Genomic DNA, 23,283 nt, shown 5'->3' with positions numbered 1-23,283 from the left:
ATTTCCCACTAAATATTGTCGTAAACATTGTTGATGAGTAAAATAATGTGGTAAAGATTTCTTTGCCACATTATTTGCTATATACATTATCCAATTTTATCTAACAAAATACTTTCACCATAAGGTTTAAAAAGCTTTGAAACCATTAAATAGTTACTCTTGCAGTCAAGCCATACAGAAGAATCCTCCGGCCTTAAAATTACGGGCATCCTGCCGTGTACATATGACATTTGCTCGTTTGCATCGGTAGTAAGGATAACAAATCTGTTATTAACATCTCCAATGTTATCAATGAACCTATTGTACAGTCCGGCCATGTATATTACATTACCTGATGCTGAGCGAATAAAATACTTTTCTTTTTTACCGTCAGCTTTTCTCCATTCATAAAAGCCGCTTGCAGGAATAATGCATCGTCCTGATTGCAGAAGGTTTCTAAAGGTGGGTTTTTCATGAACGGTTTCACTTCTGGCATTTATAATAACCCCGCCGGACTGCTTGAAATTGGGAAACCCCCACTTAAATAAATCAGTTGATTTTTTGCCATTAGAAGAAATATCAGTTATAACAGGAACGGTATCAGTGGGAAAAATCTCACCTGTTTTCATTGTTGCAGCTTTTCCCTTAAGTCTTTCATTAATATCATTAACTATATTTCTTAAATCCTGATTTTCTTCCTCTGTAAAAATAGCATATCTTCCACACATAAAATGTTGCTCCTTAAAAGTTACTTATTGGCCTACCTTATTTACTATATATTTTACTCCATCTTCCCAAACAAAAAAATAGGTATTATAAAAGGTAAATGGGTTGGTGATGGTGATAAGGTCAATGAGGGAATTAGTTATTTTCCGTGGATGACGAGGTTGTAAGAGTTACTTGCCTTCCACAAACCAACGTCCTTCCTCAAAAAAAATAAATACTTCTTTTCCCATAACTCTACAACGGTAGCGGATACCTTGACCTCCTACCTTTAAGCTTGCCGCTTTTTTATAGTCGTATACCTTGTCTATTATATATTTTGAGCCGTCCTCCCAAACAAAAGAAACAGGTATCAGCTCACCACTGGGAGAAAAAGTTGCGTCTAATTGTACAAAAACTTTCTTCATAATATCACCTTACCTAAAAAATGAAACAGGATGAATAATATTGTCTTCAACGGGGTTGGCATTAAGAGCACTATCTTTAAGCAAAATCGCCCTTTGAACAGAATAATGTCCAAACCTTTTACGAATGGCATCAATACTGAATTCCAGAGTTTCCAATTGTGGACGTTTATTATAATCCTCAAAAAAAGAAAGCTGGGTATGAGTATCCGCCGTAACCAAATCCGTTGAACGTATACCAAGAGAACGTATAGGTTTATGCCAACCCCAATTTGCATTAAAAATATCCATAGCTTTACGTGAAATTTCACCGGATATATAACTGGGAACCGGGAGTTTTGCTTGTCGCTCAATTGATGCAAGCTCATTATCACGAATGGAAATCTGTATTGTAGAACCCTTCAAATTATGTTTTCTAAGCCTTTCACCAACACTTTCAGCCAATACGGTAAAAGTAAGCATGACATCCTCGGTGTTTACAAGATCTCTTGCGGTTGTCATACTGTTTCCTATGCCTTTTATAGTTTCGTGGTACTCTGTTGCAGTTACTTCGGAATAGTCCATGCCATTAGCAAAATTCCAGAGAGTTTCGCCCCATTTTCCAAGATACCTTTTAATGAAAGAGAGAGGCGTCCCTGCAAGGTCTCCGATAGTCATTATGCCCACCTGATTAAGTTTCCTGCGGGTTGACCTGCCCACATAAAGCAATTCACCAACATTTAAATTCCAAACCATTTCCTTAAAATTATTTTGACTGATAACAGTAGTATGATCCGGCTTTTTTAAATCGGACCCGAGCTTTGCAAATATTTTATTAAAACTCACTCCTACTGAAGCAGTAACACCAAGCTCTGTTTTAATAAGTTCACGTATTTCATTTGCAATCTTTTCTCCTTCCCCGAAAAGCTTGGTGCTTTCAGAAACGTCAATCCAGCACTCATCTATGCCAAAACTCTCAACAAGGTTGGAATATCGGGAATAAATTTCTCGGGCTTCCTTTGAAAACCTCAGGTATAAAGCGTAATTAGGATTAACAATAACGAGGTTTGGACACTTTTGTTTTGCTTGCCAGATAGCCTCACCTGTTTTTATCCCAAAACTTTTTGCAATATAGTTTTTGGCCAGGACGATTCCATGACGTAAATCCTGACTTCCGCACACTGCTAAAGGATAATCCCTGTATTGTGGATTGTATAGACATTCAACGGAAGCATAAAAATTATTCAGGTCACAGTGTAAAATTACTTTATCCATAAAGTCACTCCAGTCAGAACATTTGTTCGTACATTCATTATAAATCCGAACAAATGTTCTTGTAAAGAGGTAAAATTGTGTAGTATAAACTCAATAACTCATTTTTATTTTCTGTGTTCTGGGAATAAAATTATACCTTGACTAAAGCATCCAATACTGCTATAGTTTACTTTAATAAAATATATTAATAATGATAATGACACTTCAGGGATAGGTGAAAATCCTTACCGGCGGTAGATAGCACAAGCTATAAGCCCGCGAGCGAAAGCAGATCCGGTCAAACTCCGGAGCCGACAGTACAGTCTGGATGAAAGATAGTGTATTTAATTTTGCTATTTTGTCCCCGGGGGTTGTCTGCCTCTGGGGATTTTTGCATTTTAAGGGAAATAAAAGCAAGGAGAACAAGATGAATATACATGAGTTTTATATGAAAAGGGCATTTGAAATTTCAAAAGGAGGGTGGGGGAGAACAAATCCGAATCCATTGGTTGGAGCTGTTATAGTAAAGGATGGCGAAATAATCTCTGAAGGTTTCCATGAAGCGTTGGGGGGTGCCCACGCCGAAGTTTGTGCTTTTCAGAATGCTACCTCTGATATTTCGGGTGCGACTATTTATGTAAATCTTGAGCCGTGCTCACACTACGGAAGGACGCCTCCGTGTGCAAAAGCCATTGCGGAGTCTGGAATCAAGGAAGTAGTTGTAGCGATGGTGGACCCAAACCCAAAGGTATCAGGAAAGGGCATACAGATACTAAAAGATGCCAATATTAATGTAATAGTGGGAGTCCTTGAGGAAGAGGCAAGAAGGCTGAATGAAATATTCATACACTATATAACAAAACAACTTCCCTTTGTAATTATGAAAACGGCAATGACTTTAGACGGTAAAATTGCATCGGTTACAGGAGACTCCAGATGGATAAGCAGTGAACCCTCAAGAGAGTATGTCCATAAAATACGTAACAGAGTATCTTCAATTATGGTAGGGGTAAACACAATAATAAAGGATAATCCATCATTGACAGCAAGACCATCCTCCGGAGATGGCATTGACCCTGTCCGTATCGTAGTTGACAGTAGAGGAAGGATTCCGATGGATAGCAGGGTAATTAACGGTGATTCAAATGCAGGACTTATACTCGCAACTACAGATAGAATCAATAAAGACAAGGAAACTCAGCTTTTATCACGTGGGGTAAGGATTATAAAAACCATTGAGAAAAGTGGTAAGGTGAATCTCGGGGAGCTTATGAGGGAATTGTATAAGCTTGAAATTGACAGTGTTCTTTTGGAGGGAGGGGGTAACCTTAACTTTTCGGCACTTGAGGCAGGTATAGTGAATAAGGTAATGACTTTTGTTTCACCCAAGATAATAGGCGGAAGTTCGGCTGTAACGCCTGTAGGAGGCGAGGGAATAGAAGAAATGAAGGATGCCATAGCTCTGTCGGATATCAGAGTTGAGGGGTTTGACAGGGATGTACTTATAGAGGGATATATTGCAGACGAATAGCGATTTAGGAGGTGACATATGTGTTCACGGGGATTGTTGAAGAAATGGGAAGTGTAAAAAACATTGTATACGGCAGCAGCTCAATTAAGCTTTCCATAGAATGTACAACTGTAATTGAAGGCACTGTTAAAGGGGACAGCATAGCTGTAAACGGTATATGCCTTACGGTTACTGAATTGGGAGGAAACTGGTTTACGGCAGATGTAATGCCGGAAACTATGAGGAAAACAGGACTTGAAAAGCTGAAACCCGGTAAAAAGGTGAACCTGGAGAGGGCTTTAAGACTTGCTGACAGACTGGGAGGCCATATAGTCAGCGGTCATATTGACGGAACGGGGATTATTACCGAGTTAAAAAAAGAGGATAATGCAGTTCTTATTACAATTACTGCACCTGAACAGATTATGAAATATATTGTTCAAAAGGGTTCGGTGTCTCTGGACGGTACAAGTCTTACTATAGCGGAGCTGACTTCAAGTACTTTTACGGTTTCCCTCATACCGCTGACCCGGGGATTCACCATACTTGGCTCCAAAAGTATTGGTGACAGAGTAAATATAGAATGTGACATTATAGGCAAGTACGTAGAAAAGATGTTAAAAGGTGAACCCTTGGAGTCAGAACCTTCCAGAAGTAATTTATCGGCTGAATTTCTCAGGGAACACGGATTTATGTAATATAAAATAAAAAAGGAAGTGAGTTTCATGAATTTTAGTTCAATAGAAGAGGCAATAGAAGATATCCGCCAAGGCAAGATAATTATAGTGGTGGATGATGAAGACAGGGAAAATGAAGGAGACCTCCTTATGGCAGCCGAAAAGACTACCCCTGAAAGTATAAATTTCATGGCTACCTATGGAAAAGGCATGATATGTGTTCCGCTTACAGCGGACAGAGCAAGGGAACTGGAACTTTTTCCTATGGTAAACCACAATGAGGAACGTCTCGGTACAGCATTTACCATAACTGTGGACCACAAGGATTCAACAACTGGTATTTCGGCTTTTGAAAGAGCACATACAATAATTGAGCTTACAAATATGAATGCTCGTCAGGGAGATTTCAAAAAACCGGGGCATATATTTCCGCTTATAGCAAGGGAGGGAGGAGTTCTCAAGCGCGCCGGACATACCGAAGCTGCAGTTGACCTGACCCGAATGGCGGGACTTTATCCGGCGGGAGTAATATGTGAAATAATGAATGATGATGGAAGAATGGCAAGAGTTCCACAATTATTGGAATTTTCTCGGAAGCATGGGTTAAAGGTAATAACGGTAGCAGGGCTTATTGAGTATCGAAGAAAAAATGAAAAGTTGATTAAAAGAGCTGCCGAAGCAAAAATGCCCACGGCTTATGGAGAATTTAAAATAATCGGATATGAGAACACTACAAATGGTGAACACCATGTAGCACTTGTAAAGGGGAATGTAGCAGACTCAACAGACCCCATTCTGGTCAGAGTACATTCCGAATGTCTCACAGGGGATGCTTTTCATTCCAAACGGTGCGACTGCGGAGAACAGCTTGAAGCGGCATTGAGCAGAATCAACCGTGAAGGAAAAGGAGTTTTGCTTTATATGCGTCAGGAGGGACGGGGCATCGGTCTTATAAATAAAATACGTGCATACGAGCTTCAGGACCAAGGGATGGATACTGTTGAAGCAAATATAAAACTGGGCTTTCCGGCAGATTTGAGAGATTACGGCATAGGTGCTCAAATCTTGTACGATTTAGGAATAAAGAAAATAAAGCTGCTGACTAACAACCCCAAAAAACTGGTTGGGCTAAATGGTTATGGTCTGGAGGTAGTTGGACGGGAGCCTATACAAATAAAAGAAAATGAAAAAAATGAATTTTATCTTAGAACTAAAAAAGAAAAAATGGGCCATTTATTTGAAGGCTTGAACAATAATGCAAGTCAGGAAAATACAACAGTGCATCAGGAGGAAAATAGAAATGTCCATTAAAACAAATGAAGGTAATCTTATTGCAAGGGGTTTAAAGTTTGGGATTGTTGTAGGGCGATTTAATGAGTTTATTAGCAGCAAGCTTTTGTCCGGGGCTATAGACGGATTGGTAAGGCATGGGGCTGACGAATCGGATATCACTGTATCCTGGGTTCCCGGCGCCTTTGAAATACCAATAGCGGCTCAAAAAATGGCTAATTCAGGCAAGTATTCAGCAGTAATTTGTGCAGGAGCAGTTATCAGGGGCTCTACACCGCACTTTGACTATGTGGCGGGTGAGGTGTCAAAAGGTATAGCCAAAATATCACTTGACACAGGGGTTCCGGTTATTTTCGGAGTACTTACTACCGATACCATTGAGCAGGCCATTGAACGTGCAGGCACCAAAGCAGGGAACAAAGGATATGATGCAGCCGTAACGGCAATAGAAATGGCAAACCTGCTTAAACAGCTTTAGAAACTCCAGAAAAAATTCTAAAAAATTTAATTATCTATAGATATTGAAAAAAGAACAATAGAGGTATATAATTACTTTGTTAATTAAATATTCGTTAGGTGAGGTTCCTATACAGATATATGCTGCTGCCCGGAAACATCGAGAGATGCCAATGGGTCAACAGGTACTACCGAAATAAGGTTTTACTTAATGTAGCTGGAGAGAAGTGGTCCAAAGCTGTATAGTGCTAAAACTCAACGAGTGAAGGTTATTTTTATGACATAAATCCGTCACTCGTTTTGCGATGGGTTTTTTTATTGCTTTTAATTTCTTTTTTAATTTCTTTAGGAGGTGAACGGTATGGATTGCGACCCTGATAGTAAATATCACATACGTAATTCAATAATTTGTAAGGGCTTGTTTGCTGTGCCGTTTACTTTATCAACAAAGTAATGTATGCAAATAATCCCTTAATGTAAGACTATATAGAGAAGAGGGATATCTATGATTGAAATTTATAAGACAGTAAACAATGAAATAGTGCGTACAGAAACATTTGAGGATGGAGTATGGGTGAATCTCATTAATCCTACTGAAGAAGAAATTGTAAAGGTGCACAATACATTGGGTGTGGAAATGGACTTTCTTAAGGCTGCACTTGATGAAGAGGAAAGGGCGCGTATTGAGAGCGATAACGGCCAAACCCTTATAATTGTTGACGTGCCTATTGTAGAAAAAGAGGCTAAGTTGAATGTATACACAACCATACCTCTTGCAATTATACTTATAAAGCACATGATTATTACAGTGTGTCTGAAAGAAGACACAATACTTAATGATTTTGCAAATAACAGAGTTAAATCTTTTTTAACTCAATTTAAGACAAGGTTTGTGCTGCAGATACTCTACAGGAATGCAACAAGGTACTTACAGTACCTCAAGCATATAGACAAAACAAGCAGCAGAGTGGAGCAGGAAGTTTACAAATCTATGAAAAACAAGGAAGTAATTCAAATGCTTAAACTTGAAAAGAGTCTTGTATACTTTTCAACAGCATTGAAATCAAATGAAGTAGTTCTTGAAAAATTAATGAAGTTTGAATATATAAAGAATTACCCTGAAGACCAAGAACTTCTTGAGGATGTTATCATAGAAAACAAGCAGGCTATTGAGATGGCCAATATATACAGCAGTATTCTGTCGGGAACCATGGATGCTTTTGCTTCCGTTATATCCAACAACCTCAATATAGTAATGAAGTTTTTAACATCAGTAACTATTGTTATGGCAATACCTACAATGATTTCAAGCTTCTTTGGTATGAATGTTGATTTGCCTTTAAGAGGAGGACACTCATTCTGGTTTATAGTAATCATTGCTGTGGTAATGTGCATGGTTACGGGATACACACTTTACAAGAAAAAATTATTTTAAATATAAAAAGGATGCCTCGATTAAGAGACATCCTTTATTATCTTTCACACATGTTACCTGCACCATCATAAAAACTTTCATCATAATTTCTTAATAGCCCCTGACTATCATAAAAGTTTTCATCAGCTTTTCTTAATATACTGAAATAATCGAAATAATCTTCACCCGGATCCCTCAGTATTCCTTCTTTATCAAAGAAACTGTCTCCGGGATTTCTTAAAATTCCCCGGCCATCATAATATTTTTCCTTACGGGAATACAAAACTCATCACTCTTTCTTTTAATAATCAAAAGAATTATACCATATTGCTCGAAAATAGCCAAAGTCAGTTATCCTTGAAACTGACATATTTATGTTCGTGTACAAGGAGGTGTCATGAAAAAATGGCAAGCTTGTATTATAGCTCCAAATTCCTTGCTTATATTAAGTATATGTAAAAAATCTGAGAATGTACATTTTTTTCGGAAATAATCATCACATAAGTTCTAAGCATTTTTTTAAGAATGGAATTGTGCTATAATTCAAATATATTTTTGTAAGAAATTAGGTATTGATGTCTCTTGGAGGTAATAAATGGAAATAAATACTCAAAATCAATTTGATATTGTAATAGTTGGTGCAGGTGCAGTAGGCTGCGCAATAGCAAGAGAGCTTTCCAGATATCAACTTAAAATTGCGGTTTTTGAAAAGGAAAGCGATGTGGCAGCCGGAACCAGCGGAAGAAACAGTGCTGTAGTACATGCAGGCTTTAACAATAAGCCCGGCAGTCTTATGGCAAAGTTTTGTGTGGAAGGAAATGAGGGCTTTGAAAGTCTGTGCAGAGAGCTGGATGTTCCATATAAAAAAACAGGAAAGCTAATAGTTGCTTTTGATGAAAGCGATTTTGCGGGGATAGACAAGTTAATAGAAAACGGTAAAAAAAATGGTGTGAAAGGTCTTGAATTTGTAGGTGAAGACGTTGTTAAGAAGCTGGAACCTCACGTGGGAGGGGTTGGAGCGATGCTATCTCCAAATACGGCAATAACAAACCCATTTCTGTATACGGTAGCTCTTGCCGAAAATGCAGCGCAAAACGGAGCTAAGTTCTTTCTGGAAACCGAGGTAAAGGGAATTTCAAAAAGAAATAATCTCTTTCGTATAAAGGCAGGAGAAACGTATTACTATAGCAGATACGTCATTAACAGTGCAGGACTCTATTCAGACAGGATAGCTTCAATGGCAGGAGAAACAGGCTACAAGATTTATCCCTGCCGTGGAGAGTACTTCATATTGGACAAACGTACAAGCCAGTATTTGAATATGCCTGTTTACCCTGTTCCAAGGCCCGGAATCGGAGGACTTGGGGTTCACCTGACACCTACAATGGAAGGAAACATACTTATCGGCCCGAGTGCAGAGTATATTAAAACAAAAAATGACTACAGTGCTACAAAGACCGTAATGGACAAGCTTTTTAAAGAGGCAAAGGAACTTCTTCCGCCTCTGAGCATGAAACATATTATAAGAAGCTATACCGGTATCAGGTCAAAAATTGTAGGGCCTAAAACAGGAGGTTTCGGGGATTTCGTTATAGAGGAATCAAAGGTGGTACCAAACCTTATAAACCTTATAGGAATTGAATCACCGGGACTTACATCATCAGCGCCAATCAGCCGTATGGTTAGGGATATTATTGCAAACAAAGAAGATCTGATATCTAAAAAGGACTTTACGGCTGAAAGAAAAGGCATTGTTCAGTTCAGAGAATTACCTGAGGAGCAAAAGGAGACGTTAATAAAAGAATGTCCCGAGTATGGAGAGATAGTTTGCAGATGCGAGGGAATCACAAAAAAAGAAATATTGGACGCAGTAAATAATCCACTTGGGGTTACAACTCTTGCAGGAATTAAATACAGAGCCAGAGCAATGATGGGAAGATGTCAGGGTGGTTACTGCCTGACCAGAATTGTAGATATATTGAAAAATGAAAAAGGGTTAAATCCTGAAGAAATAACTTTGCGGGGTAAAAATTCAAAACTGTTTACCGGACAGGTAAAGTAAAAAAGTATAGGTGAGGCGTATGATAATAAATAAAGATTTAGTTATAGTTGGTGCAGGCCCGGCAGGACTGGCTGCGGCTATAGAGGCTAAAGAGAATGGGATAGAAGATATTCTTGTGGTTGAAAGAGAGCCTGTTGCCGGAGGTATATTAAACCAATGTATTCATGATGGATTTGGAATTGTAAAGTTCAATGAAGCCCTGACCGGCCCTGAGTATGCCAGAAAATATATAGACGAGGCTGAAAGACTTCAAATAGAAATAGCCACAAACACCATGGTTCAGGATATCAGCAGCAACAGAGAAGTTACAACCATAAGCCCTGAGGGAATAAGAACCTACAAGGCAGGGGCTATAATACTTGCAATGGGGTGCAGGGAGAGGACAAGGGGTGCAATATGCATACCGGGAACCCGTCCGGCAGGTGTTTTTACAGCAGGGGTAGCTCAAAATCTGGTTAATATCAGAAATATAATGGTAGGAAAAAAAATAGTGATACTTGGCTCAGGGGATATAGGACTTATAATGGCAAGAAGGTTAACCCTAGAAGGTGCTGAGGTTTTGGCCGTTGTAGAAAAACTTCCTTATTCCAGCGGTCTGCAAAGAAATATAACCCAGTGCCTTGAAGATTTTGGCATACCGCTTTTGTTAAGTCATACTGTAACAAATATAGAGGGCCATGAGCGGGTTAAAAGCGTAACTGTAGCAAAAGTAAATGAAAAGGAAGACCCTGTACGTGGGACATCTATAAAATTTGACTGTGATACATTAATTTTATCAGTTGGATTGATACCCGAAAATGAGGTTGCACTAAATGCAGGAATTATTCTGGATAATGTTACAGGAGGTGCGTCCGTGGACGAAAACCTTCAAACCAGTATACCCGGAATATTTGCATGCGGCAATGTTTTACAGGTACATGATTTGGTTGACTATGTTTCTGCTGAAGGCGAACTTGCGGCTAAAAGTGCAGTTTCCTATATAAAGAGCATTAAGACCGGAGAGGCAGAGATTACGGTTAAAGCCGGCAAGGGTATCAGATATGTTCTCCCACAGACAATTTCGGCAGATAAGGATATTACTTTCTCAATGAGGGTTACTATTCCTTCAAAAAGAAAAACAATAGTTTTTAAAGACGGGGAAAAACAATTAAAGAAAAAATTCTTTATGGCTTTGAATCCTGCCGAAATGGTAAGAATTGAGCTAAAATCCCATGAACTCAAGGATATAAGAGGTCTGGAGGTATACATAGATGAATAAAAGCCGTGAAATAGTTTGCATAGTTTGTCCAAATGGTTGCAGAATGAATGTTTCCTATGATGAAAATAACAAAGTAACACAAGTAGAAAATGCTTCATGCAAAAAAGGTGAGGAATACGCTGTAAACGAAATCCAATGCCCAAAAAGAAGCATTACATCAACTGTAGGTGTAATTAACGGTGCGTTGCCTTTGGTAAGTGTCAGAACTGACAAACCTGTTCCTAAAGAAAAGATAGCCGCGGCTTTGGAGGAAATAAGAAAAATCCGACTTGAAGCCCCGGTAAAATTTCATCAGATAATTATGAATGACCTTTTGGAAACGGGAGCACAGCTCATATCCACCAAGGAGGTTGCTAGATTAGAAAAAATGTAAACTGGAGGTTTTATGGAACAGGAAAAAGTCAATTGCCTGAAATGCAAGCATTACTTTATAACTTATGAAGCCAGAATGCCTTACGGATGTAGGCTTTTTGGCTTTAAAGGCAGACAGATGCCTTCTGTTTCCGTTCGCCAGTCATCGGGGAAGAATTGTCAGGGTTATGATGTAAAGGACAAACAAAATAAACCTTGAATATAATTAAGGGAAAAAAGAAAATACAAAGCGCCCAAGATGTGGTAAAATATTTATAGAAAAGCGGGAATGTGAAAATTGTAAAGGATGTTCATTGTGGAAAACCTGCGAAATAGTTGAAGGAGGACTATCTTTTGAATACTGGCGATAGCAGCTTTTTAAAAGAAAAATTAAAGGAATGCGGATATAAATTTACAGGGCAAAGAGCGGCAATCCTTGATACATTGGTTCAGTGTTCCGGACAACATGTAAGTACTGAGGAGCTGTTCAATATGGTTAAAGCCAAGCATCCTGAAATTGGACTTGCAACAGTGTACAGAACTATGGTTTTGCTGGATAAGCTTAATCTTGTTCATAAACTTGATTTTGATGACGGTTTTAGCAGATATGAGTTGGTCAAACCCAATGAGGATCACAGACATCATCATCTTATTTGCAGTTCCTGCGGTGGTGTTTCGGAAGTTGAGGAGGACTTACTGGATAATCTGGAGGAAGAAATTCTCAGAAAGAACGGTTTTCTGGTAAAAGACCACAGAGTACAGTTCTATGGATTATGTAAAAAGTGCAGGGAATAAATTATATAACTATATTTATAGAAGGCATAGTGGAAAAATAAACAAAATTATTTACCTACTGTGCCTTTAAATTTATTTAAATTAATATAGTTTATATTATAGGTCAGAGTATAATTAAGCTTGAATTTACAATAAATGGAGGGAAAATAATGAAAAAAGTTACAAGATTAATCAGCTTAATGCTGATAATTCTCATTCTGGGCGGAACAGCAGCTTATGCCGCTTCAGAAAACAAACAGTCAGTGTCAGGGGATATATATGTCCCTGTCAAGCTTGCTTGTGAAGCAATGGGAGGACAAGTTTCCTGGGACGGTAAAAAACAAATTACTACAGTTAAGCTGGGAAGTAATGAATTAAAACTTTTTGTCAACCGTTGTGATATTATATTAAACGGAAAGGCGAAGGTTTTAAAAGAAAAAGTTAAGGTTGAAGAGGGAAGAACAATTTTACCATTAAGTGTTTTAAATTCCCAGCTTGGACTAAAGCTTACATGCGATGACTATATTAAACTTATTTCCATGAAGTTCATAGGTATGGTTAAAGCCGGAAAAACCGCAGATGCTTCATTTTTACTCAGCAAAAGTTTTTCAAAATATGCGACTACGGAATTTATAAATTCTGCATTGGCTCCTGCGTTTTCAGTTATTGAGCCTGATGTTAAAACAATGACTTTAGCTAAAAATACCGTACACCAGAATGTTTTTATACCATTTACAATTCAGACGGCCAAATACAATTTTATTATGAGATTTGACTATAACGGAAAAATAGATGAATTTAATCAGGCAGCTGATTCATCACAATTTACATACTCAAAACCTTCATATGATAATTCTGCAAATATACTGAAAAAGAGGTTGCAATCGGAGAAGGAGAATGGAAGCTTCCCGGTACTCTGACAATGCCAAAGGGGAAAGGCCCGTTTCCGGCAATTATATTGGTACACGGTTCAGGCCCTAATGACAGGGATGAAACCTTGGGCCCCTTAAAGCCTTTCCGAGATTTGGCAGTGGGTCTTGCAAGTCAGGGAGTAGCAGTTTTGAGATACGAGAAAAGAACTTTGGAATATGGAGTTAGAATACAGTCATTACCGAAACTGACCATGACTGAAGAATTTGAAGAGGACGCTTTTGCTGCAGCAAATTATCTCAAAACAATAGATGGTATAGATGCTTCAAATATTACCGTATTGGGTCATAGTGAGGGCGGATATGATTTGCCCAGGATACTTGGCACAGATAAAACAGGTACATTCAAGGCCGGAATAATAATGAGCGGATGTTCCAGACCTTTATATGAGCTTCTGCCGGAGCAATATAAATATCTTGCAGGACTTGGTATGGCAACTGAGGAGCAGGCCGAGGCTGCAAAGGCACAGGCTGCTCTCATACAGGACAAGAGCTTTAATCCGGAAAATCCCCCTAAGGGCTATAGCCTCGGAACTCCATATTACTTCTATGATATGAAAAACTATGATGTTATTGGAATGGCCGGACAAATTGAAAAACCGGTACTTGTACTGCAAGGTGAAAGAGATTATCAAGTCAGTACGAAAACGGACTATGAAGGATGGAAAAAAGCTTTTGAAGGTAAATCAAATGCAGAATTCAAGCTTTATCCCAAACTGAATCATATGTATATGGAGGGAGAAGGACAATCCACTCCTGCTGAATATTATGTTAAAGGAAATGTTCCACAATACATTATAAATGACATTGCAGCCTTTATAAAGAAATAATACTAGCTTAAGAATTCAAAAAATGGGAACACTTCGTTATATACAACTAACGGAGTGTTTCTTTATGTATTTAATCAACAGAATTTTTAACCCCGAAATATATCAGGGAAGATATAGACGTAGAGGCTATTTTGAGGGCTGGTATTTTAAAATAATTGATAAAAATGCTAAAAATATTTATGCGGTTATTCCCGGTGTGTCAAAAACCAAAAGCGACAAGCATGCTTTTATACAGATAATTGATGGGGTTTCAGGGAAAACACTTTACAAAAGGTTTTCAATCAGTGACTTTTCATATTCTGTAAAAGACTTTCATATTTCCATAAAAGACAATCACTTCGACAGAAATGGTTTCTCTATTAATATAAAGGATGAGGGCTTCAATTTAAGAGGTAAAATAGGTTATACAGAGGTGGTTCCGTTTCCCAAAACTATATTTAATCCGGGTATTATGGGGCCTTTTTCTTTTATACCCTTTATGGAATGTTATCACGGAATTGTAAACATACATTGCGAGATTGAAGGATTTTTATGTATCAATGGCAAGGATACGGATTTTACCGGAGGTTACGGGTATCTTGAAAAGGACTGGGGAACTTCTTTTCCAAAGTCTTGGATTTGGCTTCAATGCAATCATTTTAAATCGGAAAATACTTGTCTTATGTTTTCTATTGCATCCATACCATGGTTGACCTCAAGTTTTGACGGTTTGATTTCATTTTTAAAGTTTGGAGATGATTTTTTTAGGTTTGCCACTTATACCGGAGCTAAAATTAAGAAGCTATCTTATGTAAATAACATTCTTGAAATTGTTGTGGAAGATTCAAAGAATATACTTTCAATAAAAGCTTCAGTAGCAAGGGGAGGAGTTTTAAAGGCTCCGAAAAACGGTATGATGGATATAGATATAACCGAAAGTATAACATCTCAGGTAGACGTTATTTTGCAAGATAAAAAGGGTAATATTATTTTTTCAGATAAGGGTAATAATACGGGATTGGAACTGGCAGGGGACTTCTTACAATTTGAAACGGAAAATTAAATCTTTACCCATTTATTATATTATGATAAAATTTAATAGTAACAGTTGCGGGGGAACCATTTTGGTTGAGAAGGTAAAACCTGACCCTTGGAACCTGTCGGTTAACACCGGTGTAGGGAAGCAAAATATTATCAGAAATTTTAGAAGAGATTTTGATAAATGCCGCTTACCTTACAAAGGTGAGCGTTTTTTTATTGGAAAAGTTTATAGCAGTGACTTGTGGGGGGACCAATTTTTGGTTGAGAAGGTAAAACCTGACCCTTGGAACCTGTCGGTTAATACCGGTGTAGGGAAGCAAATACGATTAATTATTGTATAGGTTAAAGGTGCTTTCCTGTTTGAGGGCATCTTTTTGTATGTTTTTACCATTCCAAAGGTCAAGTGGTACAAATACCCCTTTCAGATTAAGGAGGTGTAGCAATTAATGAAAAAAGTACTAACAGTTGCAGGTTCTGATTGCAGCGGAGGAGCAGGAGTTCAGGCAGACTTAAAGACCTTTGCTGCTCATGGTGTTTATGGAATGAGTGTTATTGTGTCGGTGGTAGCAGAGAATACGTGCCGGGTTATTGATATTCAGGACATAACACCTGATATGATTAAAAAACAGATGGATGCAGTTTTTGAAGACATAACACCCGATGCTGTAAAAGTAGGTATGCTGTCAGGCAGAGAGTGTATGGAAGCTGTTGCTGAAAAATTGGATAATTATAAGCCTGAAAACGTAGTTATCGACCCTGTAATGATTGCAAAAGGCGGGCATGCCCTGATGAAAGAAGATGCTTTGGAGTTTTTTATAAAAAGATTGATACCACTGGCGGGTATGCTTACTCCTAACATACCTGAGGCGGAGGCAATAACAGGAATGGAGATAACTACCTCAGAGGATATGAAAAAGGCAGCTGTCAGCATATACCGCATGGGTGCAGGAAGTGTCCTTATAAAAGGCGGACATTTGAAGGGAGATGCGGAGGATATACTTTATGACGGAAAAGAATTTTACATATATTCAACTAAAAGAATTCAGACAAAAAATACCCATGGAACAGGGTGTACATTTTCCTCTGCCATAGCCTCAAACCTTGCCTTGGGACTGCCTTTTCCAACAGCAGTCGAAAAAGCAAAAGAATACGTCACAATGGCAATTGAACATTCCCTGGAAATCGGAAAGGGGCATGGTCCCACACATCATTTATATGGAGTTTATAAAAACGGATTAAATAATTGGAGGTCACTATGAATTACAAAACACAGATGGAAGCAGCAAAAAAAGGTATTATTACAAAAGAAATGAGGATTGTTGCACAGAAAGAGTCAATGGACGAAAACAAGCTTAGGGAACTTGTGGGAGAGGGTAAAATAGCTATTCCGGCTAATATAAACCACAAATCCCTCAGTCCGGAGGGAATAGGCCAGGGACTCAGGACAAAAATCAATGTAAATCTTGGTATATCAGGAGATTGTCCTGACTACACAAAAGAAATGGAAAAGGTTGATATGTCAATCAAATTTGGCGTTGAAGCCATAATGGACCTAAGTAATTACGGAAAGACAAATACCTTCCGCAAAGAGCTTATTAAGCGCTCTCCTGCAATGATAGGAACAGTTCCCATGTATGATGCCATAGGCTACCTTGAAAAGGACTTGATGGATATTAAGGCTTCGGACTTTTTTAAAGTAGTTGAGGCTCACGCTATGGAAGGCGTGGATTTTATGACAATTCATGCAGGAATAAATAAACGTGCCGTTGAGTGCTTCAAACGTTCAAAAAGACTTACAAATATTGTTTCAAGAGGAGGCTCACTTCTTTTTGCATGGATGGAGATGACCGGAAATGAAAATCCTTTTTATGAATATTATGATGAGTTTCTTGAAATTCTCAAAGCATATGATGTCACAATAAGTTTAGGAGATGCATTGAGGCCCGGCAGTATCAATGACAGCTCAGATGCCGGACAGTTAAGTGAACTTATAGAATTGGGCAACCTGACCAAGCGTGCATGGGAAAAAGATGTTCAGGTAATGGTTGAGGGGCCGGGACATATGGCGATAAATGAAATAGCTGCAAATATGACTATTCAAAAGAGACTCTGTCATGGAGCACCTTTCTATGTACTGGGGCCTTTGGTAACTGACATAGCACCGGGTTATGACCATATTACTTCGGCAATTGGCGGAGCAATTGCGGCTGCTAACGGTGCAGATTTCTTGTGTTATGTAACTCCAGCAGAGCATTTAAGATTGCCTGACCTTTCCGATGTAAAAGAAGGAATAGTTGCTTCAAAAATAGCTGCTCATGCTGCTGATATTGCTAAGGGGATACCCAATGCACGTGAAATTGATAACAAAATGAGCGATGCCAGACGCCGAATTGACTGGGAAGATATGTTCTCATATGCTATTGACGAAGATAAGGCAAGAGCATATTTTGAAAGCACACCTCCTACTGACAAGCATACCTGCTCTATGTGCGGAAAAATGTGTGCTATGAGAACTACAAATAAGATTTTAGCCGGTGAAAAGGTTGAGTTCGTAACCGAGAAATAGTAAAGGAGACTAACTATGAGTGGGTATACAAAACAAATAACAAGCTTAATTACAGAAGTCAGAAATAAAAAGCCACTTATTCACAATATTACAAATTATGTAACTGTAAATGATTGTGCAAATATAATTCTGGCAATAGGGGCTTCTCCCATTATGGCAGATGATATTAATGAGGCTGGGGATATTACGTCAATTTCTTCCGCACTAGTAATAAATATAGGGACATTAAACAAAAGAACTGTGGAATCGATGATTTTATCAGGTAAAAAAGCAAATGAGAAGGGTATTCCCGTAATATTTGATCCAGTTGGTGCAGGGGCCTCAAAGTTGAGAAATGAAGTCACAAAAACTATTCTGGACGAAGTGAAAATAAATGTTTTGCGAGGAAATTTATCTGAGATAGCTTACATTGCAGGACTTAATGCCACAACAAAAGGTGTTGATGCATCAGAAGCTGATATTGAATCCAATGACTCCACAGCCGTTGCAAAAAAGGCGGCTGTAAAGCTTGGTTGTATTGTAGCCTTAACCGGAGCCGTTGATGTAATTTCTGACGGAAAAAACCTTGTGACCATCTCAAATGGACATAAAATGTTGTCAGATGTTACGGGGACCGGCTGTATGACTACTGCCCTGGTTGGCTCCTTCTGCGGTGCAGAAAGAGATTATTTCAAGGCTGCTGTGGCAGGAGTGGCAGTAATGGGGATAGCAGGAGAGCTCGCCTATGAAGCCGCAGGACATAAAGGTACGGGAAGCTATCATATTGCAATAATTGATTCCATTAGTAAGATGGATGAAAATATTTTTGGAGAGAAGGCAAGAATAAATGAAAACTAAAGTTGATTATACCCTTTACCTTGTAACCGACCGTGAGCTGATGAGTACCAAGACACTGGAAGAAGCAGTAGAGCAGGCAATAATGGGCGGTTGTACTTTGGTTCAGTTACGTGAAAAGACAGCTTCTTCACGGGAGTTTTACCAAACGGCCCTTAATATTAAAGCAATAACGGACAAATATAAAGTACCTCTTATTATAAATGACAGAGTTGATATTGCTTTGGCTATAGATGCTGACGGAGTTCATGTAGGGCAGAGCGATTTGCCCGCTACTATTGTCCGGAAAATCATAGGTAAAGACAAAATACTTGGCGTATCGGCAGGGTGTGCCGAGAAGGCTATAGAGGCTCAAAGAGAAGGAGCTGACTATATCGGAGTGGGTGCCTTGTTCTCAACAAGCACTAAAACTGATGCTAAATCGGTGTCAAAAGAGACTCTCATTAAAATTGTAAAGGAAGTTTCTATTCCTGTAGTAGGGATAGGCGGAATAAATGAACAGAATGTAGCTCAACTTAAAAATACCGGAATAGATGGGATTGCCGTTGTATCTGCTATAATTGCACAAAAGGATATAAAACTATCTGCTGAAAAAATGCTTGAAATATTTGTGGAAAAAGCGTAAAAGAATACCTCAAACCTTCGATTAAAAGAATGGCTTTGGGGTATTTTTTTGTGCTTTTTTGATTAATACTTACTTTGGAAATGAATATTTTTGTACAAAGTTTATAGTAAACATAATAATTTTATGACTATCTTTGTCTATAATTACTAAAAAAATTCTAAAAAAATTAAAGGATTATAAAAAAAATCACATTTATTTAGATTCCTCGAAAGATTAATATAACAGTATAAAACTTGACCGACATACTTATTGTTCCCGGAGCTTACTTCTAATATACGTCGGGAGGGTAAAATATTTTCAGGAGGAATAAAGACATGAAAAAGGTAATCGCTTTGATTTTAGTAGTTGTTCTTTCAGTAGGTATGCTTGCAGCATGTGGAGCTTCACCTTCAACTGATACTTCCGCATCTTCATCATCAGCAGCATCAACAGATTCTGCAAAAGCTACAGATACAGCTACCGGCGGACAATTAATCGGTGTAGCAATGCCTACTCAGTCATTGCAGCGTTGGAACCAGGATGGTGCCAACATGAAGAAGGAACTTGAAGCAAAAGGCTACAAGGTTGATCTTCAGTATGCTAACAATGATGTAAACACTCAGATTCAACAGATCGAAAACATGATTGTTAAGGGCAGCAAAGTTGTTGTTATTGCTTCTATTGACGGTTCAGCACTTTCTGACGTTTTGAAAAAAGCAGCAGATAGTGGAGTAAAAGTAATAGCCTATGACAGACTTATAATGAAGACTCCAAACGTAGACTATTATGCAACATTTGATAATTTCAAGGTTGGTGTAATCCAAGGTCAATATATTGAAACAAAATTGGGCCTTAAAGATGGAAAAGGACCATTCAATATTGAACTTTTCGGCGGATCACCTGATGATAATAATGCAAATTACTTCTTCGACGGTGCATATAGTATTCTGAAACCATATATAGATAGCGGTAAGCTTGTTGTAACAAGCGGTCAGAAGGATTTTGCAAAAATCGCAATCCAAGGATGGGATTCTGCAAAAGCACAGGCAAGAATGGATAATCTGATTACTGCTAACTATGCAGGTGGTAAGAAACTTGATGCAGTTCTGTCACCAAATGACAGCCTTGCAATCGGTATTGTTGCATCTCTTAAAAATGCAGGTTACGGTAGCAGTGACAAGCCATATCCAATTATTACCGGACAGGACTGTGACAAGCCAAACGTTATGGCAATGATTAACGGACAGCAGTCAATGTCAATATTCAAGGATACAAGAACTCTTGCAACAAAGGTTGTTGAAATGGTAGATAGTGTATTACAAGGAAAAGAAGCTTCTGTAAACAATAAAACGGATTACAACAACGGAAGCAAAATTGTTCCTTCCTTCCTCTGTGATCCTGTATACGCTGATAAAGAAAACTACAAGAAAATTCTTGTAGACAGCGGTTACTACAAGGAAGCTGACCTGAAGTAATAATTAATAAAAATATGCAGATAATTTAATTAAGCAAACTAATTACATTATGCAAACCGGACATGAATGTGTTCGGTTTGCATATGTCAAGGCTTGATAAGCTTTCATATATGCAAGCCGAATACAAAGTAAGGGAGATGAGGAAATGGCAGAGTTTATACTTGAAATGAGAAATATTACAAAGCTTTTTCCCGGAGTAAGAGCCCTTGACAACGTTAATTTTAAAGTGCGAAAAGGGGAAGTCCACGCACTTGTTGGAGAGAATGGAGCGGGAAAATCCACATTGATGAATGTACTTAGTGGAATTTATCCTCATGGCACTTACGCAGGAGATATAATTTTTGACGGACAGGAATGTATTTTTAGTAATATAAAAGATAGTGAAAAGATGGGAATTGTTATTATCCATCAGGAGTTGGCTTTGGAACCTTACCTTTCAATAGGTGAAAATATATTCTTACGTAATGAAAGGGCAAAATACGGTTTTATTAACTGGAACAAGACACATATTCAGGCAACCGAACTTCTGAAAAAAGTTCGTCTAAAAGAAGATCCGCATACACTTATATCTGAAATTGGTGTAGGTAAACAACAGTTGGTTGAAATTGCAAAAGCCCTTGCTAAGGATGTTAAACTGCTTATATTGGATGAGCCCACTGCCGCATTGAACGAAGATGACTCGGAAAATCTTCTAAAACTTATACTTGAGTTAAAAGCAGAAGGAATCAGTTCCATTATAATTTCACATAAGCTAAATGAGGTTTTGGAGGTAGCTGATACTATCACTGTTCTCCGTGATGGTGCTACTATCGAGACTATCCAAAAGGATGAGGATTTAACTGAAGACAGAATAATAAAAGGAATGGTTGGACGTCAGCTGGTTGACAGGTTCCCTAAAAGAGCACCTAAAATCGGCAAAATAAATTTCGAAATTAAGAACTGGAATGTTTATGATCCGGCTATTGAAGGCAAAAAGGTTATAAAGAACGTAAACCTAAATGTAAAAAAAGGTGAAATAGTGGGTATTGCCGGATTAATGGGATCAGGAAGAACCGAACTGGCAATGAGTGTATTTGGAAAATCTTACGGTAAAAATATCAGCGGAGAGATTGTTAAGGACGGAAAAAAGATAGAGCTTCACAATATAAAACAAGCAATTGATAATGGACTGGCTTATGTAACGGAAGACAGAAAGTCAGCAGGTCTTATCCTTATTCAGGATATTAAAAATAATATTTCTCTCTCAGGTATTCAAAAACTCAAGAAAAATATGCTTGTGGATGAAAATCAGGAAATCCGTGTTGCTGAGGAATTTCGTAAAAAAATGAACATTAAGTCTCCCAGCATATTACAGAAGACAGGCAATTTATCCGGAGGGAATCAACAAAAAGTTGTATTAAGCAAATGGATATATACTGAGCCGGATGTGCTGATTCTGGACGAACCTACAAGAGGTATCGACGTTGGAGCCAAATACGAAATATACACCATAATAAATAAACTGGTAGACGAAGGAAAGTCAGTCATAATCATATCATCAGAGCTTCCTGAAATACTTGGCATGAGCGATAGAGTATATGTCATGAATGAAGGAAGGATTGTAGGAGAACTTGACAAGAGTCAAGCATCACAGGAAAGCATTATGAAATGCATTATGCAGAGTAACAGGGAGGTAGTGTAATGGAAACAATTAAAAATATTTTCAAAAAGAATATAAGGCAGTATGCCATGCTGGTTGCCTTGGTTGTAATAATGGCATTTTTTCAGATAGCAACAAAAGGTGTTCTTCTGTTACCCATGAACGTATCAAACTTGATACTTCAAAATAGCTATGTTCTTATTCTTGCAGTTGGTATGACCCTATGTATTTTAACCGGCGGTAACATAGACCTTTCTGTAGGTTCCGTCTGTGCTTTCATTGGCGGTATCATGGGTATTTTTGTAATAAATATGAAAATGAATGTTGGACTTGCCGTTTTATTGTGCCTTTTAATTGGTTTTATTATCGGAGTTTGGCAGGGTTTCTGGATTGCCTATATAAGAATTCCGGCATTTATAGTTACCTTGGCTGGAATGCTTATTTTCAGGGGACTTACAATAACTATGCTTAAAGGATTGACTCTTTCACCTTTCCCGGAAAGCTTTACTAATATCAGTGCCGGGTATATTCCTGATTTATTTAACGGATTTGGTACAAAACTCAACATATTGACTCTATTTGTAGGGGTAATTGTTTCAATAATATATATTTATCTGGAAGTTAAGAAAAGAGCAGAAAGAAAAAGATATGATTTCGAAGTTACACCGGGTTATTTGTTTATAATCCAATTAGTTCTTGTGGTAGCTGCAATAGGTGTTTTCACTTACTGGTTGGCTGTTTATAAGGGAATTCCAATAATTCTTGCATTAATCGGTATCCTCATACTGGCTTATTCAATATTTACAATGAAGACTGTACCGGGACGTTACCTTTATGCAATGGGCGGAAATGAAAAGGCTGCAAAATTGTCAGGTATAAATACCAACAGGGTTCTTTTCTTCTCATATGTAAATATGGCAGTGTTGGCTGCGCTTGCTGGTATAACCTTCACTGCACGTTTAAATGCGGCTTCTCCTCAAGCCGGAATCAACTTTGAACTTGATGCTATTGCAGCCTGCTTTATAGGTGGAGCATCTGCTTACGGCGGAATAGGAACTGTTGTTGGAGGTGTTATTGGTGCTCTGGTTATGGGTGTTCTGAATAACGGTATGTCAATACTTGGAGTAGGCAGTGACATGCAGATGACAATCAAAGGTCTTGTATTATTGGTAGCAGTTGCATTTGATGTACTTTCTAAATCAAAATCAAAATAAAAAGAGGTAGTTTTACAAATATTAAAATAGGATTTCGTACC

The 23,283-nt window shown here is 38.2% G+C and carries 24 protein-coding genes and 4 riboswitches; of the genes, 20 read left to right on the top strand and 4 right to left on the bottom strand.

Annotated elements, in window-relative coordinates:
• Nucleotides 1–86 precede the first annotated feature (86 nt).
• From P0092_RS13605 to P0092_RS13595, 3 genes are all read right to left on the bottom strand, one after another.
• Nucleotides 87–707, bottom strand: a complete 621-nt coding sequence (locus tag P0092_RS13605) for an SOS response-associated peptidase (RefSeq protein WP_004617489.1) — start codon at nt 705–707, stop codon at nt 87–89.
• A gap of 168 nt (nt 708–875) precedes the next feature.
• Nucleotides 876–1,109: a hypothetical protein gene (locus tag P0092_RS13600; RefSeq protein ID WP_004617490.1), complete on the bottom strand. Its 234-nt coding sequence runs from the start codon at nt 1,107–1,109 to the stop codon at nt 876–878.
• Between the two features lie 9 nt (nt 1,110–1,118).
• On the bottom strand, nt 1,119–2,360 hold the full coding sequence (locus tag P0092_RS13595; RefSeq protein WP_004617491.1) for a DNA polymerase Y family protein: 1,242 nt from the start codon (nt 2,358–2,360) through the stop codon (nt 1,119–1,121).
• 197 nt (nt 2,361–2,557) lie between these two features.
• A riboswitch (FMN riboswitch) is annotated at nt 2,558–2,683 on the top strand.
• Nucleotides 2,684–2,766: 83 nt separating this feature from the next.
• On the opposite strand from P0092_RS13595, the gene ribD reads away from it, so the two are divergent.
• From ribD to P0092_RS13570, 5 genes are all read left to right on the top strand, one after another.
• Nucleotides 2,767–3,870 (top strand): bifunctional diaminohydroxyphosphoribosylaminopyrimidine deaminase/5-amino-6-(5-phosphoribosylamino)uracil reductase RibD, encoded by a 1,104-nt coding sequence (gene ribD, locus P0092_RS13590; RefSeq protein ID WP_004617492.1) that lies wholly within the window; start codon nt 2,767–2,769, stop codon nt 3,868–3,870.
• A gap of 20 nt (nt 3,871–3,890) precedes the next feature.
• A complete protein-coding gene (locus tag P0092_RS13585) occupies nt 3,891–4,547 on the top strand; it encodes a riboflavin synthase (protein ID WP_004617493.1) in 657 nt (218 codons plus the stop codon).
• A 27-nt stretch (nt 4,548–4,574) separates the two neighbouring features.
• Nucleotides 4,575–5,837, top strand: a complete 1,263-nt coding sequence (locus tag P0092_RS13580; RefSeq protein ID WP_004617494.1) for a bifunctional 3,4-dihydroxy-2-butanone-4-phosphate synthase/GTP cyclohydrolase II — start codon at nt 4,575–4,577, stop codon at nt 5,835–5,837.
• On the top strand, nt 5,827–6,294 hold the full coding sequence (ribH, locus tag P0092_RS13575; RefSeq protein ID WP_004617495.1) for a 6,7-dimethyl-8-ribityllumazine synthase: 468 nt from the start codon (nt 5,827–5,829) through the stop codon (nt 6,292–6,294). Before P0092_RS13580 ends, ribH begins: the two co-directional genes overlap by 11 nt.
• A gap of 83 nt (nt 6,295–6,377) precedes the next feature.
• Nucleotides 6,378–6,546: riboswitch (M-box (ykoK) riboswitch) on the top strand.
• A 231-nt stretch (nt 6,547–6,777) separates the two neighbouring features.
• Complete coding sequence (locus tag P0092_RS13570; protein ID WP_004617496.1) at nt 6,778–7,707, top strand: magnesium transporter CorA family protein; 930 nt, start codon at nt 6,778–6,780, stop codon at nt 7,705–7,707.
• A 37-nt stretch (nt 7,708–7,744) separates the two neighbouring features.
• Here P0092_RS13570 and P0092_RS13565 read toward each other — a convergent pair whose 3' ends face one another.
• Nucleotides 7,745–7,969 (bottom strand): hypothetical protein, encoded by a 225-nt coding sequence (locus tag P0092_RS13565; protein ID WP_004617497.1) that lies wholly within the window; start codon nt 7,967–7,969, stop codon nt 7,745–7,747.
• A gap of 312 nt (nt 7,970–8,281) precedes the next feature.
• Here P0092_RS13565 and P0092_RS13560 point away from each other — a divergent pair, with 312 nt between their 5' ends.
• The 15 genes from P0092_RS13560 to mmsB all read left to right on the top strand — a co-directional run bounded on the left by P0092_RS13560 (nt 8,282) and on the right by mmsB (nt 23,242).
• Nucleotides 8,282–9,748, top strand: a complete 1,467-nt coding sequence (locus P0092_RS13560; RefSeq protein ID WP_004617498.1) for an NAD(P)/FAD-dependent oxidoreductase — start codon at nt 8,282–8,284, stop codon at nt 9,746–9,748.
• A 19-nt stretch (nt 9,749–9,767) separates the two neighbouring features.
• Nucleotides 9,768–11,006, top strand: coding sequence for an NAD(P)/FAD-dependent oxidoreductase (locus tag P0092_RS13555; protein ID WP_004617499.1), 1,239 nt, complete (start codon nt 9,768–9,770; stop codon nt 11,004–11,006).
• On the top strand, nt 10,999–11,379 hold the full coding sequence (locus tag P0092_RS13550) for a DUF1667 domain-containing protein (protein ID WP_004617500.1): 381 nt from the start codon (nt 10,999–11,001) through the stop codon (nt 11,377–11,379). The genes P0092_RS13555 and P0092_RS13550 overlap by 8 nt, the downstream gene beginning before the upstream one ends.
• A 12-nt stretch (nt 11,380–11,391) precedes the next feature.
• A complete protein-coding gene (locus P0092_RS13545; protein WP_004617501.1) occupies nt 11,392–11,577 on the top strand; it encodes a hypothetical protein in 186 nt (61 codons plus the stop codon).
• A gap of 134 nt (nt 11,578–11,711) precedes the next feature.
• A complete protein-coding gene (locus P0092_RS13540; RefSeq protein ID WP_004617502.1) occupies nt 11,712–12,152 on the top strand; it encodes a Fur family transcriptional regulator in 441 nt (146 codons plus the stop codon).
• A gap of 149 nt (nt 12,153–12,301) precedes the next feature.
• Complete coding sequence (locus tag P0092_RS13535; RefSeq protein WP_242831725.1) at nt 12,302–13,051, top strand: copper amine oxidase N-terminal domain-containing protein; 750 nt, start codon at nt 12,302–12,304, stop codon at nt 13,049–13,051.
• 2 nt (nt 13,052–13,053) lie between these two features.
• Complete coding sequence (locus tag P0092_RS13530) at nt 13,054–13,890, top strand: alpha/beta hydrolase family protein (RefSeq protein WP_242831726.1); 837 nt, start codon at nt 13,054–13,056, stop codon at nt 13,888–13,890.
• A 64-nt stretch (nt 13,891–13,954) separates the two neighbouring features.
• Nucleotides 13,955–14,932 (top strand): tocopherol cyclase family protein, encoded by a 978-nt coding sequence (locus P0092_RS13525; protein WP_004617504.1) that lies wholly within the window; start codon nt 13,955–13,957, stop codon nt 14,930–14,932.
• Nucleotides 14,933–14,971: 39 nt separating this feature from the next.
• Nucleotides 14,972–15,069, top strand: a riboswitch (TPP riboswitch).
• Nucleotides 15,070–15,143: 74 nt separating this feature from the next.
• Nucleotides 15,144–15,243, top strand: a riboswitch (TPP riboswitch).
• Nucleotides 15,244–15,356: 113 nt separating this feature from the next.
• Entirely contained in the window at nt 15,357–16,169 is an 813-nt protein-coding gene (gene thiD / locus P0092_RS13520) for a bifunctional hydroxymethylpyrimidine kinase/phosphomethylpyrimidine kinase (RefSeq protein ID WP_004617505.1), read from the top strand.
• A complete protein-coding gene (thiC, locus tag P0092_RS13515) occupies nt 16,166–17,476 on the top strand; it encodes a phosphomethylpyrimidine synthase ThiC (protein WP_004617507.1) in 1,311 nt (436 codons plus the stop codon). The genes thiD and thiC overlap by 4 nt, the downstream gene beginning before the upstream one ends.
• Before the next feature lie 15 nt (nt 17,477–17,491).
• The gene (gene thiM / locus P0092_RS13510) at nt 17,492–18,313 is read left to right on the top strand and encodes a hydroxyethylthiazole kinase (protein WP_004617509.1); all 822 of its coding nucleotides are present in this window, start codon (nt 17,492–17,494) and stop codon (nt 18,311–18,313) included.
• Nucleotides 18,303–18,935 carry a thiamine phosphate synthase gene (thiE, locus tag P0092_RS13505; RefSeq protein WP_004617511.1) on the top strand — a complete coding sequence of 211 codons (633 nt, stop codon included), beginning with the start codon at nt 18,303–18,305 and terminating at the stop codon, nt 18,933–18,935. The genes thiM and thiE overlap by 11 nt, the downstream gene beginning before the upstream one ends.
• A gap of 314 nt (nt 18,936–19,249) precedes the next feature.
• Nucleotides 19,250–20,389, top strand: coding sequence for a multiple monosaccharide ABC transporter substrate-binding protein (gene chvE / locus P0092_RS13500; protein ID WP_004617513.1), 1,140 nt, complete (start codon nt 19,250–19,252; stop codon nt 20,387–20,389).
• Nucleotides 20,390–20,534: 145 nt separating this feature from the next.
• Nucleotides 20,535–22,070 carry a multiple monosaccharide ABC transporter ATP-binding protein gene (mmsA, locus tag P0092_RS13495; RefSeq protein ID WP_004617515.1) on the top strand — a complete coding sequence of 512 codons (1,536 nt, stop codon included), beginning with the start codon at nt 20,535–20,537 and terminating at the stop codon, nt 22,068–22,070.
• On the top strand, nt 22,070–23,242 hold the full coding sequence (gene mmsB / locus P0092_RS13490) for a multiple monosaccharide ABC transporter permease (RefSeq protein ID WP_004617517.1): 1,173 nt from the start codon (nt 22,070–22,072) through the stop codon (nt 23,240–23,242). Before mmsA ends, mmsB begins: the two co-directional genes overlap by 1 nt.
• Nucleotides 23,243–23,283: the final 41 nt, after the last annotated feature.

It is taken from the genome of Ruminiclostridium papyrosolvens DSM 2782 (assembly GCF_029318685.1).
GTDB lineage: Bacteria > Bacillota > Clostridia > Acetivibrionales > DSM-1351 > Ruminiclostridium > Ruminiclostridium papyrosolvens.
This window is presented reverse-complemented; position numbering and strand designations above follow the sequence as displayed.

Bases quoted from the DNA above. Each gene is read 5' to 3' on its own strand.
- P0092_RS13605 (WP_004617489.1), bottom strand. From the start codon at position 707: ATGTGTGGAAGATATGCTATTTTTACAGAGGAAGAAAATCAGGATTTA.
- P0092_RS13600 (WP_004617490.1), bottom strand. From the start codon at position 1,109: ATGAAGAAAGTTTTTGTACAATTAGACGCAACTTTTTCTCCCAGTGGT.
- P0092_RS13595 (WP_004617491.1), bottom strand. From the start codon at position 2,360: ATGGATAAAGTAATTTTACACTGTGACCTGAATAATTTTTATGCTTCC.
- ribD (WP_004617492.1), top strand. From the start codon at position 2,767: ATGAATATACATGAGTTTTATATGAAAAGGGCATTTGAAATTTCAAAA.
- P0092_RS13580 (WP_004617494.1), top strand. From the start codon at position 4,575: ATGAATTTTAGTTCAATAGAAGAGGCAATAGAAGATATCCGCCAAGGC.
- ribH (WP_004617495.1), top strand. From the start codon at position 5,827: ATGTCCATTAAAACAAATGAAGGTAATCTTATTGCAAGGGGTTTAAAG.
- P0092_RS13570 (WP_004617496.1), top strand. From the start codon at position 6,778: ATGATTGAAATTTATAAGACAGTAAACAATGAAATAGTGCGTACAGAA.
- P0092_RS13560 (WP_004617498.1), top strand. From the start codon at position 8,282: ATGGAAATAAATACTCAAAATCAATTTGATATTGTAATAGTTGGTGCA.
- P0092_RS13555 (WP_004617499.1), top strand. From the start codon at position 9,768: ATGATAATAAATAAAGATTTAGTTATAGTTGGTGCAGGCCCGGCAGGA.
- P0092_RS13550 (WP_004617500.1), top strand. From the start codon at position 10,999: ATGAATAAAAGCCGTGAAATAGTTTGCATAGTTTGTCCAAATGGTTGC.
- P0092_RS13545 (WP_004617501.1), top strand. From the start codon at position 11,392: ATGGAACAGGAAAAAGTCAATTGCCTGAAATGCAAGCATTACTTTATA.
- P0092_RS13535 (WP_242831725.1), top strand. From the start codon at position 12,302: ATGAAAAAAGTTACAAGATTAATCAGCTTAATGCTGATAATTCTCATT.
- P0092_RS13530 (WP_242831726.1), top strand. From the start codon at position 13,054: ATGCCAAAGGGGAAAGGCCCGTTTCCGGCAATTATATTGGTACACGGT.
- P0092_RS13525 (WP_004617504.1), top strand. From the start codon at position 13,955: ATGTATTTAATCAACAGAATTTTTAACCCCGAAATATATCAGGGAAGA.
- thiD (WP_004617505.1), top strand. From the start codon at position 15,357: ATGAAAAAAGTACTAACAGTTGCAGGTTCTGATTGCAGCGGAGGAGCA.
- thiC (WP_004617507.1), top strand. From the start codon at position 16,166: ATGAATTACAAAACACAGATGGAAGCAGCAAAAAAAGGTATTATTACA.
- thiM (WP_004617509.1), top strand. From the start codon at position 17,492: ATGAGTGGGTATACAAAACAAATAACAAGCTTAATTACAGAAGTCAGA.
- thiE (WP_004617511.1), top strand. From the start codon at position 18,303: ATGAAAACTAAAGTTGATTATACCCTTTACCTTGTAACCGACCGTGAG.
- chvE (WP_004617513.1), top strand. From the start codon at position 19,250: ATGAAAAAGGTAATCGCTTTGATTTTAGTAGTTGTTCTTTCAGTAGGT.
- mmsA (WP_004617515.1), top strand. From the start codon at position 20,535: ATGGCAGAGTTTATACTTGAAATGAGAAATATTACAAAGCTTTTTCCC.
- mmsB (WP_004617517.1), top strand. From the start codon at position 22,070: ATGGAAACAATTAAAAATATTTTCAAAAAGAATATAAGGCAGTATGCC.